This is a genomic window from Pseudonocardia adelaidensis, from assembly GCF_039543345.1.
Taxonomy (GTDB): Bacteria; Actinomycetota; Actinomycetes; order Mycobacteriales; family Pseudonocardiaceae; genus Pseudonocardia; species Pseudonocardia adelaidensis.
On record NZ_BAABJO010000026.1, the window covers coordinates 15,806 to 30,619 of the forward strand.

Annotated in this window: 13 protein-coding genes; 10 read left to right on the forward strand and 3 right to left on the reverse strand. The window is 73.4% G+C overall.

Annotated elements, in window-relative coordinates:
* Positions 1 to 148 precede the first annotated feature (148 nt).
* From ABEA81_RS28910 to ABEA81_RS28925, 4 genes are read left to right on the forward strand one after another with little or no spacing between them, the layout of a single operon-like run.
* Positions 149 to 1,789, forward strand: a complete 1,641-nt coding sequence (locus ABEA81_RS28910; RefSeq protein ID WP_345609170.1) for a PEP-utilizing enzyme — start codon at positions 149 to 151, stop codon at positions 1,787 to 1,789.
* 7 nt (positions 1,790 to 1,796) lie between these two features.
* On the forward strand, positions 1,797 to 2,603 hold the full coding sequence (locus ABEA81_RS28915; protein ID WP_345609172.1) for a PEP/pyruvate-binding domain-containing protein: 807 nt from the start codon (positions 1,797 to 1,799) through the stop codon (positions 2,601 to 2,603).
* Positions 2,596 to 3,966 carry an MFS transporter gene (locus tag ABEA81_RS28920; protein ID WP_345609174.1) on the forward strand — a complete coding sequence of 457 codons (1,371 nt, stop codon included), beginning with the start codon at positions 2,596 to 2,598 and terminating at the stop codon, positions 3,964 to 3,966. The genes ABEA81_RS28915 and ABEA81_RS28920 overlap by 8 nt, the downstream gene beginning before the upstream one ends.
* 48 nt (positions 3,967 to 4,014) lie before the next feature.
* The gene (locus ABEA81_RS28925) at positions 4,015 to 4,464 is read left to right on the forward strand and encodes an amidase family protein (RefSeq protein ID WP_345609387.1); all 450 of its coding nucleotides are present in this window, start codon (positions 4,015 to 4,017) and stop codon (positions 4,462 to 4,464) included.
* On the opposite strand, the gene ABEA81_RS28930 is transcribed toward ABEA81_RS28925, so the two are convergent.
* Both ABEA81_RS28930 and ABEA81_RS28935 read right to left on the reverse strand, forming a co-directional pair.
* Entirely contained in the window at positions 4,461 to 5,600 is a 1,140-nt protein-coding gene (locus ABEA81_RS28930; protein WP_345609176.1) for a serine hydrolase domain-containing protein, read from the reverse strand. The genes ABEA81_RS28925 and ABEA81_RS28930 overlap by 4 nt on opposite strands.
* Positions 5,601 to 5,943: 343 nt before the next feature.
* Entirely contained in the window at positions 5,944 to 6,978 is a 1,035-nt protein-coding gene (locus ABEA81_RS28935) for an Lrp/AsnC family transcriptional regulator (protein ID WP_345609178.1), read from the reverse strand.
* 70 nt (positions 6,979 to 7,048) lie between these two features.
* Here ABEA81_RS28935 and ABEA81_RS28940 point away from each other — a divergent pair, with 70 nt between their 5' ends.
* From ABEA81_RS28940 to ABEA81_RS28965, 6 genes are all read left to right on the forward strand, one after another.
* Positions 7,049 to 8,263 (forward strand): M20 metallopeptidase family protein, encoded by a 1,215-nt coding sequence (locus ABEA81_RS28940; RefSeq protein ID WP_345609180.1) that lies wholly within the window; start codon positions 7,049 to 7,051, stop codon positions 8,261 to 8,263.
* Positions 8,260 to 9,606 carry an MFS transporter gene (locus ABEA81_RS28945; protein ID WP_345609182.1) on the forward strand — a complete coding sequence of 449 codons (1,347 nt, stop codon included), beginning with the start codon at positions 8,260 to 8,262 and terminating at the stop codon, positions 9,604 to 9,606. The genes ABEA81_RS28940 and ABEA81_RS28945 overlap by 4 nt, the downstream gene beginning before the upstream one ends.
* The gene (locus ABEA81_RS28950) at positions 9,581 to 10,381 is read left to right on the forward strand and encodes a cyclase family protein (protein ID WP_345609184.1); all 801 of its coding nucleotides are present in this window, start codon (positions 9,581 to 9,583) and stop codon (positions 10,379 to 10,381) included. Before ABEA81_RS28945 ends, ABEA81_RS28950 begins: the two co-directional genes overlap by 26 nt.
* Positions 10,378 to 11,328, forward strand: a complete 951-nt coding sequence (locus ABEA81_RS28955; RefSeq protein WP_345609186.1) for an MBL fold metallo-hydrolase — start codon at positions 10,378 to 10,380, stop codon at positions 11,326 to 11,328. The genes ABEA81_RS28950 and ABEA81_RS28955 overlap by 4 nt, the downstream gene beginning before the upstream one ends.
* A 79-nt stretch (positions 11,329 to 11,407) precedes the next feature.
* Complete coding sequence (gene map / locus ABEA81_RS28960; RefSeq protein ID WP_345609188.1) at positions 11,408 to 12,196, forward strand: type I methionyl aminopeptidase; 789 nt, start codon at positions 11,408 to 11,410, stop codon at positions 12,194 to 12,196.
* A gap of 96 nt (positions 12,197 to 12,292) precedes the next feature.
* On the forward strand, positions 12,293 to 12,667 hold the full coding sequence (locus ABEA81_RS28965; RefSeq protein ID WP_345609190.1) for an STAS domain-containing protein: 375 nt from the start codon (positions 12,293 to 12,295) through the stop codon (positions 12,665 to 12,667).
* Between the two features lie 22 nt (positions 12,668 to 12,689).
* On the opposite strand, the gene ABEA81_RS28970 is transcribed toward ABEA81_RS28965, so the two are convergent.
* Positions 12,690 to 14,807: a catalase gene (locus ABEA81_RS28970; RefSeq protein ID WP_345609192.1), complete on the reverse strand. Its 2,118-nt coding sequence runs from the start codon at positions 14,805 to 14,807 to the stop codon at positions 12,690 to 12,692.
* Positions 14,808 to 14,814: the final 7 nt, after the last annotated feature.

Here is a 14,814-nt window from a genome sequence, read left to right on the forward strand (position 1 = left end):
ACCGACCCGGGTGAACGGGTCTCGGCGTTCCGGTGAACGCGTGGAATCGCCGGGGTAACGGCGTCACGTCGGCCGGCGAGTCCCCCATACCCCGTGTCCGGTGTCACGGTCCACGGCGCACCTTGCCGGACCGGCGGAGGGAGCCACTGTGGACGACGAGACGTTCGCGCCACCCGACGACGGCACGTGGGAGCTGGACACCACCCACCTCGCCCGCCCGATCACGTGGTTCACGCGGTCCCCGCTGGTCTCCGGCTTCCCGCGCGGGTTCGCGGAGGGCCTGGCGCGCTACGGCCTGCTGCTCGGCCGCTACGACGTGGCGGTGATCGGCGGGTTCATGTACGCCCAGCGCCTGCCGTTCGGTGCCGGTGGGACGGCGACGGCCGAGCAGATGCAGGCCCGCATCGAGACGTCGGCACGCGCGTTCACCGAGCGCTTCTGGCGGGAGGACCTGGCCCACTGGGACGAGGTGGTCAAGCCGGGCGCCGTCGCCGCGCACCTGGCCCTGCAGGCGGTCGACCCGGCGGCGCTGTCGGACGACGAGCTGGCCGAGCACGTCGGCCGCTGCAGGGACCACTTCGAGGCGATGATCGAGCTGCACCACCGCTACAGCGCGCCGTCCCTCATGGCGACGGGGGACTTCCTCGCCGGAGCGCTGGAGTGGACCGGGGCCACCGCGGGGGAGCTCATGGGCTTGCTCCGCGGCACATCGGCCGTCTCCACCGGCGTCGCCACCGCCGAGCTGGAGGCGCTCGCGGACGCCGTGGCCGCGTCCGACAACGCACGAGCGGTCCTCGCCGCGCCCGACGACCCCGAGGTCGTGCTCGACATCCTCACCGCGGATCCCGATGCGGGCCCGGCCGCGTGCGCCTACCTCGACGCGGTCCGGTACCGGTCGATCGGCTACGACGTCGGCGAACCATCGGCGGGTGAGCTGCCCGCGACGCTGGTCGGCGCCATCCGGGCGGCTGTCGCGCACCGGAAGACCGGGCCCGGCGACGACGGGGACTCCGCTCTCACGGCGATCCGGGGGAGGGTGCCCGCCGAGCACCTCGCCGAGTTCGACGACCGCCTGCACGAGGCGCGGCTGGCCAACCGGTTACGCGACGAGCGGGCCACGTACTCCGACGGGTGGGCCGTCGGTCTCGCCCGCCGTGCGCTGCTCGAGGCCGGGCGGCGGCTCGCCGCGCGGGGCGCGCTCGCGGACCCGGCCCACGCGGTCGACACCGACGCCGCCGAGCTCGCGGCGCTGCTGCGTGGCGAGCCGGGGCCGACCGCGGAGGAGGTGGCCGCGCGGTTCCGACGGCGGATGACGCGGACCGTCGACGACGCCCCGCCGTTCCTCGGGCCGCCGCCGTCCCCGCCCCCGCCGCTGGAGGCGGTCCCGGAGCCGGCCCGGCGCGCCACGCTCGCCGTGAACGCTGCGATGAGCAACGTGTTCGGGGTCCCGGACACCGCCAACTCCGCGACGGTGCTGCACGGCCTCGCGGTCAACAGGGGGGTCTACGAGGGCCCGGCCCGTCTCGTCGCCGACGGCGCCGACTTCGACCGCATCCAGTCCGGAGACGTCCTGGTCACCCGCATGACCTCCCCGTACTTCACGGTCGTCCTGCCGTTGCTCGGTGCGATCGTCACCGACCGGGGCGGTCAGCTCAGCCACGCCGCGATCGTGGCGCGCGAGTACGGCATCCCCGGCGTCGTCGGCACGCGGGAGGCCACCCGGCTGATCCCGGACGGTGCCCGCCTACGGGTCGACGGGACGACGGGCGAGGTGCGGCTGCTGGGATGAGGGCTGCATGTTCCCGTTGACCGCACTCGTCGAGGCCGCCGACCGGGATTCGTTCGGTGGCAAGGCGGTGGCGCTCGGGGCGGCCGCCCGCGCCGGGCTTCCCGTGCCAACGGGGTTCGCGCTGTCCGTCGACGCGGTCGAGGCCGTCGTGCACGGGGACCCCGACGTGCTGCACGCGCTGTACGACGCCTGTGCACGCGGCGGCTCGCGCGCCGTGCGGTCCAGCGCCGTGGGGGAGGACTCCGGTGCCGCCAGCTTCGCGGGCGCCCACTGCACGGTGCTCGGGGTACGCCGGCCCGAGGCGGTGGTCGCGGCGGTCCGGCGGGTCCACGCCTCCGGCTACGGGTCCGCGGCCCGCGCGTACCGGGGCCGGCTCGGGCTCGGCCCCTGCCGGATGGGGGTGTTGGTCCAGGAGCTCGTGCCCGCCGAGGCGGCCGGGGTGCTCTTCACCCGCAACCCGGTCACGGGTGCTGCGGAGCGGGTGATCGAGGCGAGCTGGGGCCTGGGTGAGGCGGTGGTGGGTGGCTTGGTGGTCCCCGACCGGTTCCGGCTGGACCGCCGGGGGCGGGTTCTCGAGCGGACGCCGGGTGAGAAGGACGTGGCGCTGCGGGCCGGACCGGCGGGGACCGAGGAGGTCGCGATCGCCGGTGCGGCCGTGCGCAGCCCGTGCCTGAACGACGCGCAGCTCGCCGCGCTGCACGTGCTCGCCGAGGCGTGTGACGCGGTCTACGGCACGCCCGAGCACGACATCGAGTTCGCTTTCGCCCACGGCGCGGTCTTCCTCCTGCAGCGACGGCCGATCACCGGTGGCTGATCCCCGCGCCTGGTGGTCGCTCGGCTCCGCCCTGCTCGCCTCGTCGCTGATGCCGCTCAACTCCACCATGATCGCCGTGGCGCTGCCGGAGATCGCGCGTGAGTTCGCCCGTCCGCCCGGGACGGTGGCGCAGGCAGTGGTGGCGAGCTACCTCGTGGCCGCGATCGTGCTGCAGGGCCCTGGCGGGAAGCTCGGAGACCGGCTCGGACACCGGAGGGTCCTGTCGCTGGGGCTGGCCCTGGTCGCGGCCGGTGCGGTGCTGGGCCTGGTTGCTCCCGCACTCGGCGTGCTCGCCGTGGCGCGTGTCCTGATGGCCGCGGGCGGAGCCGCGATCGTGCCGGCGACCGTGGCGCTGCTGCGGATCGAGCTGCCGCCGCAGCGCCGCGGCCGGGCGTTCGGCCTGTTCGGGGCGGTGATGTCGCTGGCGGCCGGCATCGGCCCGGTGGTCGGGGGCGAGCTCGTGAGCGCCTTCGGCTGGCCCAGCATCTTCGCGGCCAACCTTCCGGTGATCGGTCTCGCGGTCGTGCTCGCGGCGACGGGACGCACCCGGCGAGCGGACTCCCGGGACCGTCAACGGATCGACGTGGTGGGGAGCGTCCTGCTCACGGTGACACTGGCCGCGCTGGTGCTCGGCCTGCAGGCCTCCGGGAGAACCGCTGCCGTTCTCCTGGGCGCGTGCGCCGCGCTGCTCGTGCCGCTGGTGTGGTGGGAGCGCCGGGCCACCGACCCGGTCGTCGCCTTCGAGCTGTTCGGCCTGGTGGCGTTCACCGCCGGATCGCTGCTCGTCGCGTTGCAGAACCTGGTGATGTACACGCTGCTGTTCGAGCTGCCGCAGGTGCTCTCCGTGCTGCTCGCGGTCGACGCCGCGGCCACCGGCAGGCTCCTCGTGGCGTTGACGGCCGCGATGGTCCTCGCCTCACTGGTGGCCGGGCGGCTCACCGACGGGATCGGGGCGCGGTTGGTCGCGGTCGGCGGGACCCTCACCTGCCTCGCCGCGGTGGGCCTGCTCGCGGCGACGGGCCTGTCGTCGCTGCAGTCACTCGTGCTGCCGCTCGCCGTGCTCGGTCTCGGGGTCGGGCTGGCGACCCCCGCAGCGCAGAGCGCGTCACTGGCCGCCGTCCCGCGGGAGCGCAGCGGTGCCGCGGCGGGGATCGGTTCGACGATGCGTTACCTCGGCGGGGTCGTCGGCGTCGCGCTGCTCGGACACCTGGTGGACCTCACGGGCGACCGGTCCGCCGTTCTCGGCGAGCACCGGACCATCCTCGGCGTCTTCGCCGCCGCACTGGTGGCCGGCCTGGCGTGCGCGGTCGCGCTGCCCGGGCGGTCGGCGCGGGAACCGACCCGGCTGCGTGGCGGCTCGTGAGGTCGTCGCGGCGAGCGGGCGCTCGCCGCGGGGGGACCGGGGCCCCGCCTGCTCGCCGTCGAGGAGCCGCAGGCGTTCGCACGCACCGTCGCGGGCTTCCTCACCGGGTTCGACGCCTGGCTCACACCGACCACGTCCGAGCCTCCCGCGCCGCTCGGTGAGATCACCTCCACCCCGCGGGAGCCGCTGCGGGCCGCCGAGCGCGGCCGTCGCACGGTCGCCTACCCGCTGCTCGTCGCCAACATCACCGGCAACCCGGCGATGTCCGTGCCGCTCTGGTGGAACGTGGACGGCCTTCCGATCGGCGCGCACTTCCTCGGCCGGTACGGCGACGAGGCGACCCTGTTCCGGCTCGCCGCGCAGCTGGAGGCCGCCCGACCCTCGGCCGGCCGACGTCCGCACGTCCACAGCCTGCGCCACGGCGCCGGGCCAGGATGCGAGCAGGAGGACCACCAGCGGCGCGAACGGCCTCGTCTGCGACGACATGGTGCTCCCTAGGAGGTCGCGGCCGCCGCTCGGTGGACGGCGGCGGCGAGCCGGTCGTGTTCGGGATAGGACCAGTCGAAGGAGAAGCGGCGGCGGGTGTATCCCAAGGCGATGCCACTGCGGGGGTCGACGAACGATTCCGAGCCCGCGGACCCGTTGTGGCCGAAGGCGTTCGCGCTCAGGAACGGAAAGCGCAGACCCTTGGCCTGGAATCCCAGGGCGTAGTGCGTGTTGCCGGTCACCAGGTCGCCGCCGACGGAGTGGGGCATGGCGAACTCGCCCAGGGTGCCGGGCGCCAGCAGCGGGGGGCGGCCATCCAGACCGAAGACCGCGGCCGTGTACATCCCGGCCAGCCCTCGAGCGCTGCCGACGCCACCGGCAGATGCCTGGCCGAGCGCGCGCACCCGGCGCGCGTTGAGGAAGGCCACCTGGTCGAGGGGCGGGGTGGAGTTCAGGCCGTACCCGATTCCGGTGAGGCTGTGCGGCCCGGGGAGGTTCGCCCAGAACGCGGCGAGCTCGTCGGGGCCGGCGAGGCCCGGCAGCACCTCCCGGAACCGCCCCTCCTCGGCCTCGGGCAGCCCGAGGTACAGGTCCAGGCCGAAGGGGGCGCGCACCCGCTCCTCGAAATGGGCCTGCAGCGAGCGGCCCGTGGCCCGGCGGACCACCTCGCCCGCCATCGCGAACGTCACGAAGCCGCCGTAGCCGTACGCGGTGCCCGGCCTCCAGTAGGGCCGCTGCCCGGCGACCCGTTGCGCGATCACCCGGTCGTCGGCGAGCTCGTCGGCGGTGAGGCCGCCGTCGACGCCGATCACGCCGGAGCGGTGGGTGAGCACGTCCCGCAGGGTGATCCGGTCCTTGCCCGCGGCGGCGAACGCCGGCCAGTGGCGAGCGACGGGCTCGTCCAGCTCCAGCAGGCCGTCCTGCACCAGCACCGCCACGGTCAGCGTCGCGGCGCCCTTGGTCGAGGAGTAGACGCCGGTCAGGGTGTCCTCCGCGACCCCGTCCCCGGTCCACAGGTCGACGACCAGGCGGCCGTGGACGTACACCGCCAGCTGGGCACCGGCTTGCGGGTCGACCGCGGTGGCGAACTCATCGCGAACCGCCTCGAAGCCCTCGGCCACCGTCCCCTGAACGTCGATGTCGCTCATGGTGCTGCTCCGATCGTCATGTCCGATTTCGAAGGCATGACCCGCGGGCGGCGGAGGGTGTGACCAACCGTCCGGATGGTCACATCACGGACGTTCACGGGAGCTCGTGGGCCGTCGCGGGGCCGAGCGGTCCGGGGTCGGAGGTGCTGCGCGGCGTGCCGGGCGGTGTCGTGGCCGGCACCCGAGCCGGGGGACCGGTCGCCGCACGGTGCCGGGGCTCCGCGGGAGACGGACCGGGTAGCCGATGAGCTGGGCCGGGAACCGGCCGGCGACCTCGTGTGGTGGGTGCCTGCGCCGGCACGAATGGGCGCGCCGCGCCGGGTACCGGTCGTGAGCCGCGGGATCAGCGCGCGGCGAGGGCCGTCGGCACCACCACCTCTCCGGTCGCCCGCCCGCGCTCGTCCAGCATCCAGCCCATGCGCTTGGGGGTGCGCAGGTTGACGGCGTTGTCGCGCAGCCGCATCCAGGGCAGCCGTTCGCCGAAGAGGTGTTCGATCCGCAGCATGTCGTGCAGCGATCGGGTCCACACCGTCATCGCGATGTTCGCGTCGCCGGTCATGGACAGGCACATCCGCAGCTCGGGGAGGGTGGCCAGCGCCGCGATCGTGCGCTCGTGGTCGGCCGGCTCGACGTGGGCCGTCCAGGTGCTGCTCACCGCCCAGCCGGACACCTCGGCGGCGAGCTCGCAGCGGAACGACAGCAGGTCGGACGCGACGAGCCGGGCGAGCTGGCGGCGCACCGTCGCGGTGTTGCGCCCCGTCGACCGGGCGAGGTCGGCCGCCGTGCGCCTGCCGTCCACGGCCAGCGCCGCGATGAGCGGCCACGCCCTCGCCGGTGGCGTCGTCCGGTCGGCCGGGGTCGATCGGGCCCGCTCCGCCTCGAGGGCGCTCACCTGTGCCGGGTCGAGCGCGTCGAGCCGCCAATGGGTTCCGTGCCGGTGCACCGCGGTGGCCACGTACGTGCGCTGACGTTCGACGCCCGGCAGGGCCTCGAGGTCGTCGAGGACGAAAGCGGTCAACGCGGCCAGATCCGGGGTGATGACGGTGAGCAACAGGTCCCGGCCGCGGGTGGACTCCTCGACCGTGACCGCCCGGGGGTCGCGGCACACCGCCTCGACGACGGACTTGCGCGCGCCGGGGAGGCAGTCGACCTCGACCAGCGCGAGCGTGACGTGCCGATAGCTGCCGCCGGGGTACGCGGTGACCCAGGCCAGCCCACGCTCACGCAGCCGGTTCCAGCGGGCGGCGAGGGTCGCGGGGTTCGAACCGAGGACACGTGCCGCCTCGGCCCAGGAGACCCGCGGCGCGATCTGGAGGGCGTGCAGCAATGCGAGATCGGGCTCGTCGATCGCGTCGTCGTCGTGCACGGATCTGCTCACCTGTCGCATTCTGCTGCACGAATCGATGGATTTGCGCGCAGCCTCGCCTCGGATGCGCAGACTCCGGCGCGTGTCGGTCCTGGAGGATGCCCGCGAGATAGCGCCGGAGCTCACGCGGTGGCGCCGCGAATTGCACGCCCACCCGGAGGTGGGTCTCCGCCTGCCGCGGACGCAGGGGGCGGTGCTCGCCGCGCTGGACGGCCTGCCGCTGGAGATCGGCACGGGCACGGCGGCGACGTCGGTCACCGCGGTGCTGCGCGGGGCAGGCGACGGTCCGCCCGTGCTGCTGCGGGCGGACATGGACGCGATCCCGGTGCAGGAGCTGACCGGACTGCCCTACGCGTCCTCGGTCCCGGGGGTGATGCACGCCTGCGGCCACGACCTGCACACCGCGATGCTCCTCGGCGCCGCGCACCTGCTGGCCGCGCGGCGGGCGGAGCTGCCCGGTGACGTCGTGCTGATGTTCCAGCCGGGGGAGGAGGGCTGGGAGGGCGCTCGCACGATGATCGAGGAGGGCGTGCTCGACGCGGCGGGTCCGCGGGTCGCCGCCGCGTTCGGCATGCACGTGTTCTCCACCCTCCCGCAGCGGTTCCACACCCGCCGCGGCGCCGTGCTCGCCTCGTCCTCGGCGCTGGAGGTGACGGTGCACGGCGAAGGGGGACACGCTTCGGCACCGCACCTGGCGCGGGACCCGGTCCTCGTCGTGGCCGAGATGGTGCAGGCGCTGACGCTGGTCACCCGGCGCACCGACGTGTTCGACCCCGTCGTCCTGACGGTGACCGTGCTCCACGGGGGAGCGCGGCGCAACATCATCCCGGCCTCCGCGGGCTTCGAGGCCACCGTGCGGACGTTCTCCGACGCGACCGCGACCCGGGTCGGTGACGAGGCCCGGCGGCTGCTCGACGGCCTCGCGACGGCGCACGGTGTCGAGGTCGACGCCCGGTTCGTCCGGGAGCGCCCGGCCACGGTGAGCGACGCCGACGAGGTGTCGTTCGTCGAGCAGACGGTGCGCGACGCGCTGGGCGAGGAGTGGCTGCGCCCGCTGGAGCACCCCTTCACCGGTGCCGAGGACTTCTCGCGGGTGCTCGCCGAGGTGCCCGGTGCCTTCGTCGCGCTCGGTGCCCTCCCGGACGGAGCCGATCCCGCCCGGGCGGCGTTCAACCACAGCGGCCACGCCGTCTTCGACGAGGCGGTGCTCCCCCTCGGGGCCGCCCTGCACGCCGAGATCGCCCTGCGCCGGTCCGGTCGGCCCGGCCTCGCCCGGAACCCGGAGGACCAGCGATGACGCCAGTTCCCGACGCGCGGCGCGGGGCCCGCCGCGCGCTGCTCGCCATCGGCTTCGGCCATGCCCTGGAGTGGTACGACTGGGGCATCTACGCGATCTTCGTGCCGTTCTTCGCGGCGCGGTTCTTCGATCCGGGCGACCAGGTGTCGGCCGTGCTGTCCAGCCTCGCCGTGTTCGCCGTCGGGTTCGTGGCCCGGCCGCTCGGCGGCCTGGTCGTCGGGCGGCTCGCCGACCGGGTCGGTCGCCGCCCCATGATGGCGCTCACCGTCGGCGGCATGGCCGCGGCGAGCCTGCTGATCGGGATCTCGCCGACCTACGCCACGATCGGGGTCGGCGCGTCCGTGGTGCTGGTCGTGGCCCGGGTCGTGCAGGGGCTGGCGACGGGCGGCGAACTGCCATCGGCCCAGACGTACCTGGCCGAGGCCGCACCCCCGCAGCGGCGGGGCCTCTGGTCGAGCGTCATCTACATCGCCAGCGTCGGGGGGAACACGATCGGCGTGCTGCTCGGTCTGGTCCTCTCGCTCACCCTGACCACCGAGCAGATGGCCGGCTTCGGATGGCGGATCCCGTTCGTCGTCGGTGGGGTGCTCGGCCTGGTCGCCCTGTGGATCCGCCGCTCGCTGGAGGAGAGCGAGGTGTTCACGCGCGAGGCGGCCGTCGGTCCGGGCGCGCGGCCGCCGCGGATCTGGCCGGAGATCGTGCGCCACCGCCGCGAGGCGGCACAGGTCGTCGGGCTCTCCATCGGGTTCACGGTCGTCTACTACTCCTGGGTGATCGCCGCGCCCGCGTACGCGATCAGCGAGCTGGGGATCGACTCGAGCGCGGCGTTGCTGGCCGGGGTCCTGGCCAGCCTGGTGCTCATCGCCGTCCAGCCGGCGTGGGGGGCGCTGTCGGACCGGATCGGCCGGCGCCCCGTCCTGCTGATCAGCTCCGTCGGCACCGCGGCACTGCTGTTCCCGTTGCAGGCGATGGTGCGCGACGCGGTGCAGCTCGGGGTCGCGATGGCGATCGCCATGGTGTTCATCGGCGCCGGGGTCGCGATCCTCCCGGCCGCGTACGCCGAGATGTTCCCGACCCGCATCCGCGCGGTCGGCCTCGCGGTGCCGTACTCGATCGCCGTCGCCGCGTTCGGCGGCACCGCTCCCTACCTGCAGACCTGGGTGGGCACCACGCTGGGCCGGCCGGCCTTCACCGCGTACGTGGTGGCGCTCCTGGTGGTCACCGCCGCCACGGTGCTGACGCTGCGCGAGGGGCGCGCCACCGACCTCGCCGGCCCGCGTCCGGCCGGCTCCGCTCCCGGACGGGAAGGTGGGGAGCGTGAACCCGCTCGACCTGCTGCGTGACGATCTCGAGGTCGTCGACCTCGCCCAGCCGCTGGAGGTGGGCATGCCCGCCTCGCCCACCCACCCGGCCTTCGAGTTCGCGCTCCGGCAGCGCCACGGCGACGTGGTGCGCGCCGACGGCATGACCGGCTCGCACGAGGTGATGGTCCTCGGCGGTCACGTCGGCACCCACATGGACGCGCTGAGCCACGTCGCGGTGGACGGGCTGCTGCACGGCGGCGTGCCGGTGAACGGCGCCGTCGAGGCCGGCCGCTACCGCACGCACGGCATCGACCGGGTGCCGCCGCTGCTGCGGCGCGGCGTGCTGGTGGACGTCCCACGGTCCCGCGGCGTCGCGCGGCTCGCCCCGGGTGAGCCGGTGCGGGTGGCGGACCTGCTCGCCGCGCCCGAACCCCGTCCCGGCGACGTGGTCCTGGTCCGGACCGGGTGGGCGCAGCTCTGGGGCGACCCGCAGGCGTACCTCGGTGGCACCGACGGCGTCCCCGGCGTGGACGCGGACGCGGCCCGCTGGCTCGCTGCGCGTGGCGTGGGCGCCGTCGGGGCGGACACGATCGCGCTCGAACACATCCCCGCCGGGGGCGGGCTCTCCGCACTCCCGGTGCACCGGATCCTGCTCGCCGAGGCGGGCATCAACCTGATCGAGGTGATGGCGCTGGAGGCCCTGTCCGAGAGCCTGGCCGCGCGCGCCACGGGCGAGTTCCTGTTCGTCGGCGCGCCGTTGAACGTCCGCGGTGCCACGGGCGCACCGATCCGGCCGCTGGCGGTGATCCGGTGAGCACATCGGACACCGTCGTGCTCGGGGACGTGTCGGTGACCCGGGTGATCGAGTGGACCGGCCGGATCCGGACGGTCGCCGACATGGTGCCGGACAGCACGCCCGCCGGCCGTGCCGCGCTGGGACCCCCGTTCCGCGATCCCGCCGACGACGGCTACCGGTGCGCGATCCAGACCTGGGTGCTGCGGAGCGTTGGCCGCACCATCCTCGTCGACACCGGGGCGGGCAACGACCGCGACCGCCCGCAGATCCCGACGTTCGACCACCTGCAGACACCGTTCCTGGAAAACCTGGCCCGGGCGGGGGTGCGTCCCGAGGACGTCGACGTCGTGGTCAACACCCATGTGCACTACGACCACGTCGGCTGGAACACCCGCTACGACGACGGGCACTGGGTGCCGACGTTCCCCAACGCCACCTACGTCATCCCGCGGGTGGATCACGACTACTTCGACCCGGTGAACGAGCACCGCAGGCCCGCGCCGGTCACCGACGCGGACCGGCTGCGCCGCCGGGGGAGCCACCTGGTGTTCGGCGACAGCGTGCGACCGGTCGTGCAGGCGGGGCTGGTGACGCTCTGGGAGGACCGCTACGTGATCGACCGCAACCTGTCGCTCGAGCCCGCGCCCGGGCACACGCCCGGCTCGTCGGTGCTGCGGTTGCGGTCGAAGGGTGACCGGGCCCTGTTCGTCGGCGACATCCTGCACAGCCCCGTGCAGATCGCCGAGCCCGACGCCAACAGCTGCTTCTGCGAGGACGCCGGTGCGGCCCGCACCACCCGGCGCCGGCTGCTCGCCGAGGCCGCCGAGGAGCGGACGCTGGTCGTGCCGGCGCACTTCCCGGGCCATGGAGCGGCCGAGGTCCGGGCCCGCGGTGACGGATACGAGATCACGCGGTGGGCGGGCTTCCGCCCCGTCGGGGAGAGCGCACCCGCAGAACGGGGGTGACCGGGGACTGGTATTCCTATACCGCTGCCGTGCTACGGTCCTGGTATAACTATACCGGAACCGAGGACGCGAGGTATTCGTGATCGAACTGAAGACGCCTGCGGAGATCCAGCGCATGCACGTCGCCGGGCGTTTCGTCGCCGAGGTGCTCTCCGAGGTCGGCACGCTCGCCGACGTGGGCGTCAACCTCCTCGACCTGGAACAGCACGTGCGCGGCATGATCAAGCGGCGCGGGGCCGAGTCGTGCTACTGGGACTACGCCCCGTCCTTCGGCAAGGGCCCGTTCCGCAACGTCATCTGCCTGTCCGTCAACGACGCCGTCCTGCACGGCCTGCCCCACGACTACACGCTGCGCGACGGGGACGTGCTCAGCGCGGACATCGCGGTCAGCATCGACGGCTGGGCGGCCGACTCGGCGCGCACGGTCGTCGTCGGCACCGCTGCCGAGGAGGACCTGCGGATCATCCGCGCCACCGAGGAGGCGTTGGAGGCGGCGATCGAGGCGGCGCGTCCGGGCAACCGCCTCGGTGACATCTCGGCGGCGATCCATGCGGTGGCCTGCGACTACGGCTATCCGGTCAACACCGAGTTCGGCGGGCACGGCATCGGCCGCACCATGCACGAGGAGCTCCACGTCCCCAACAAGGGCCGGGCGGGCCGTGGCCTGAAGCTCCGGCCGGGGCTGACCCTCGCGCTCGAGCCGTGGTTCGCGCGGACGACCGACCGGATCGTGTTCGACCCCGACGGCTGGACCATCCGCTCGGCCGACGGCTCGCGCACGGCCCACTCCGAGCACACCGTCGCCGTCACCGAGGACGGCCCTCTGGTGCTCACCCGGCGCGACGCGGAGCTGAAGTCGATGCGATAGCGCATCAGGTGCGTACGCGCAACGGTTGCGGGTACTCCGGCCCGGAACGCCCAGCCTGCGCCGAGAGGTCGCGCAGCACTACCGGAAGAACCAGTGATGACGACCAGCCCGTGCGAGTCCGACGCACTGAGCGTCGAGTTCGAAGAGGAGCCCGGCGACGTGCTCGTCGCCCACATCCACGGTGCGCTCGACCTGTCCACGGCACCGGCCCTCGACCGCGCCCTCAGCCGGTACCTCGAGGAGGTGAGGGCTCGCCGGGTGCTCCTCGACCTCAGGGACATGGAGTTCCTCGGCTGTCAGGGCGTCACGGTTCTCGTCCGCGTCGCCCGGTGGGCGAAGGTGCACACGGGATGCGAGCCGCCGTGCCTCGTCGGACTGTCGAGCTGCGGCCGTCGCCTGCTGGCGTTGGTCGAGGTCATCGACATGTTCTCCGTGCAGGACAGCGTCGAGGGTGCCCTGACGGGGGAGTGAGCCGACCGGATGCCCAGAAGGCTCAGGCCGGGATGCCGGCCCGGGGCCGGTCCCATGCCCGGTGTTCGGCGATGGCCGCGGTGAACGCGTCGAGGAACCCGGCCGGTAGCTGCTCGCCCCCGCTCGCGGCGCTGACGACGCCGTGGTCGGCCACCACACCGTCGCCGTCGGAGGCGACGCGCACCGCGCCGACGACGGCGCGGTCCAGCAGCCGGGTGCCGTCCCCGATCGCGGCCACCGCCTTGGCGTGCTTCACGGCCTCGGCGACGAAGTGCACGGCGTACCCGTCCGCGGAGAGGGTGCTCACCGCCGTCACCCCGCCGGGCACGACGACGGCGTCGTAGAGCACCGAGGCCATCGTGGGCAGCGCGCGGTCGACCGGCAGGTCGTGGCCGCCGGCGGTGCGGACCGACCCGTCGGTCGGACCGAGCAGCTCGGGTATCGCACCCTGGGCGCGCAGCGTGTCGGTGAGGGCGGTGACCGGACCCCCTTCGACCCCGTCGGCGACGAGCACCGCCACCTTGCGCGAGCGGATCGTCTCCTTCGCCGTGTTGGCCTGGGACAGGGCGGGCGAGCTGCGGCCGTGGTTGGGGGTTGCCTCCGCGGGCGGCGGCTTCACGCCGACGCCCTCGGCCACCCGGGTCGCGAGGTCGTGGTCGACGTGGCTCAGCTGCTCGACGACCGCCTCGCGGACGTGCATGTGGTCGCAGTGCCCGAGCTCGAAGCGGAAGGCGGCCACGATGTGCTCGCGTTCCCAGTCCGACATGGAGTTCCAGAACAGGGTGGCCTGGCTGTAGTAGTCCTGGAAGCTGGCCGCCCGTTTGCGGATCTTGTGACCGTCGACCTTCTCCTGGTAGTGGCGGAACACGCCCTCGTCGGCGATCGCCGGGCAGCCGCCGCCCAGGGTGTTCTTGTGGTAGGCGGTGCGGCCCTGGTGGATGCGCTGCTGCTGGAAGCCGTCGCGCTGGTCGGTGTGCACCTCGGCGAGCGGGCGGTTGACCGGGATGTGGGCGAAGTTCGGCCCCCCGAGCCGGATCAGCTGGGTGTCGAGGTAGGAGAAGTTGCGCATCTGCAGCAACGGGTCGTTGGTGAAGTCGATGCCCGGCACCACGTTCGCGGTGTGGAAGGCGACCTGCTCGGTCTCGGCGAAGAAGTTGTCGGGATTGCGGTCGAGCACCATCGTCCCGACCGGCCGGACCGGCACCTCCTCCTCTGGAATGATCTTGGTTGGGTCCAGCAGGTCGAAGTCGAAGCTGTGCTCGTCGGACTCCGGGACCAGCTGGACGCCGAGCTCGTACTCGGGGAACGCGCCCGTCTCGATTGACTCCCAGAGATCACGCCGGTTGAAGTCGGGATCCTTCCCGGCGATCTTCTGGCACTCGTCCCACTCCAGGGAGTGCGTCCCGAGCACGGGCTTCCAGTGGAACTTCACGAACGTCCCGCGCCCCTCGGCGTTCACGAGCCGGAAGGTGTGCACGCCGAAGCCCTGCATCATCCGGTACGAGCGGGGGATCGCCCGGTCCGACATCAGCCACATCATCATGTGCATCGTCTCCGGCTGGAGCGAGACGAAGTCCCACAACGTGTCGTGCGCGGACTGGGCCTGCGGGATCTCGTTGTGCGGCTCGGGCTTCACCGCGTGCACGAAGTCGGGGAACTTGATGCCGTCGTGGATGAAGAAGACCGGCATGTTGTTGCCGACCAGGTCGTAGTTGCCCTCGGTCGTGTAGAACTTTGTGGCGAACCCCCGCACGTCCCGCACGGTGTCGGCGCTGCCCCGCGACCCGGCCACCGTGGAGAAGCGGACGAACACCGGGGTCGACACCGACGGATCGGTGAGGAACCGGGCCACCGTGTACTCGGCGAGCGAGTCGTCGAAGGGCCGGAACGTCCCGTACGCACCCGCCCCACGCGCGTGCACCACCCGCTCCGGGATCCGCTCGTGATCGAAGTGGGTGATCTTCTCCCGGGCGTGGAAGTCCTCGAGCAGCGTCGGACCGCGCTCGCCCACCGCGAGCGAGTCGTCGGTGTGGTCGACCCGGACCCCCTGCTGGGTGGTGAGAGCGGTACCCGTGTCGTCGACCCGGACCCCGTCCAGCTGCCGCTGCTTGCCCTCGCCGCCGCGTGCCTGTTCCGCCATGAGCTTT

Bases quoted from the DNA above. Each gene is read 5' to 3' on its own strand.
- ABEA81_RS28915 (WP_345609172.1), top strand. From the start codon at position 1,797: ATGTTCCCGTTGACCGCACTCGTCGAGGCCGCCGACCGGGATTCGTTC.
- ABEA81_RS28930 (WP_345609176.1), bottom strand. From the start codon at position 5,600: ATGAGCGACATCGACGTTCAGGGGACGGTGGCCGAGGGCTTCGAGGCG.
- ABEA81_RS28945 (WP_345609182.1), top strand. From the start codon at position 8,260: ATGACGCCAGTTCCCGACGCGCGGCGCGGGGCCCGCCGCGCGCTGCTC.
- ABEA81_RS28965 (WP_345609190.1), top strand. From the start codon at position 12,293: ATGACGACCAGCCCGTGCGAGTCCGACGCACTGAGCGTCGAGTTCGAA.
- ABEA81_RS28970 (WP_345609192.1), bottom strand. From the start codon at position 14,807: ATGGCGGAACAGGCACGCGGCGGCGAGGGCAAGCAGCGGCAGCTGGAC.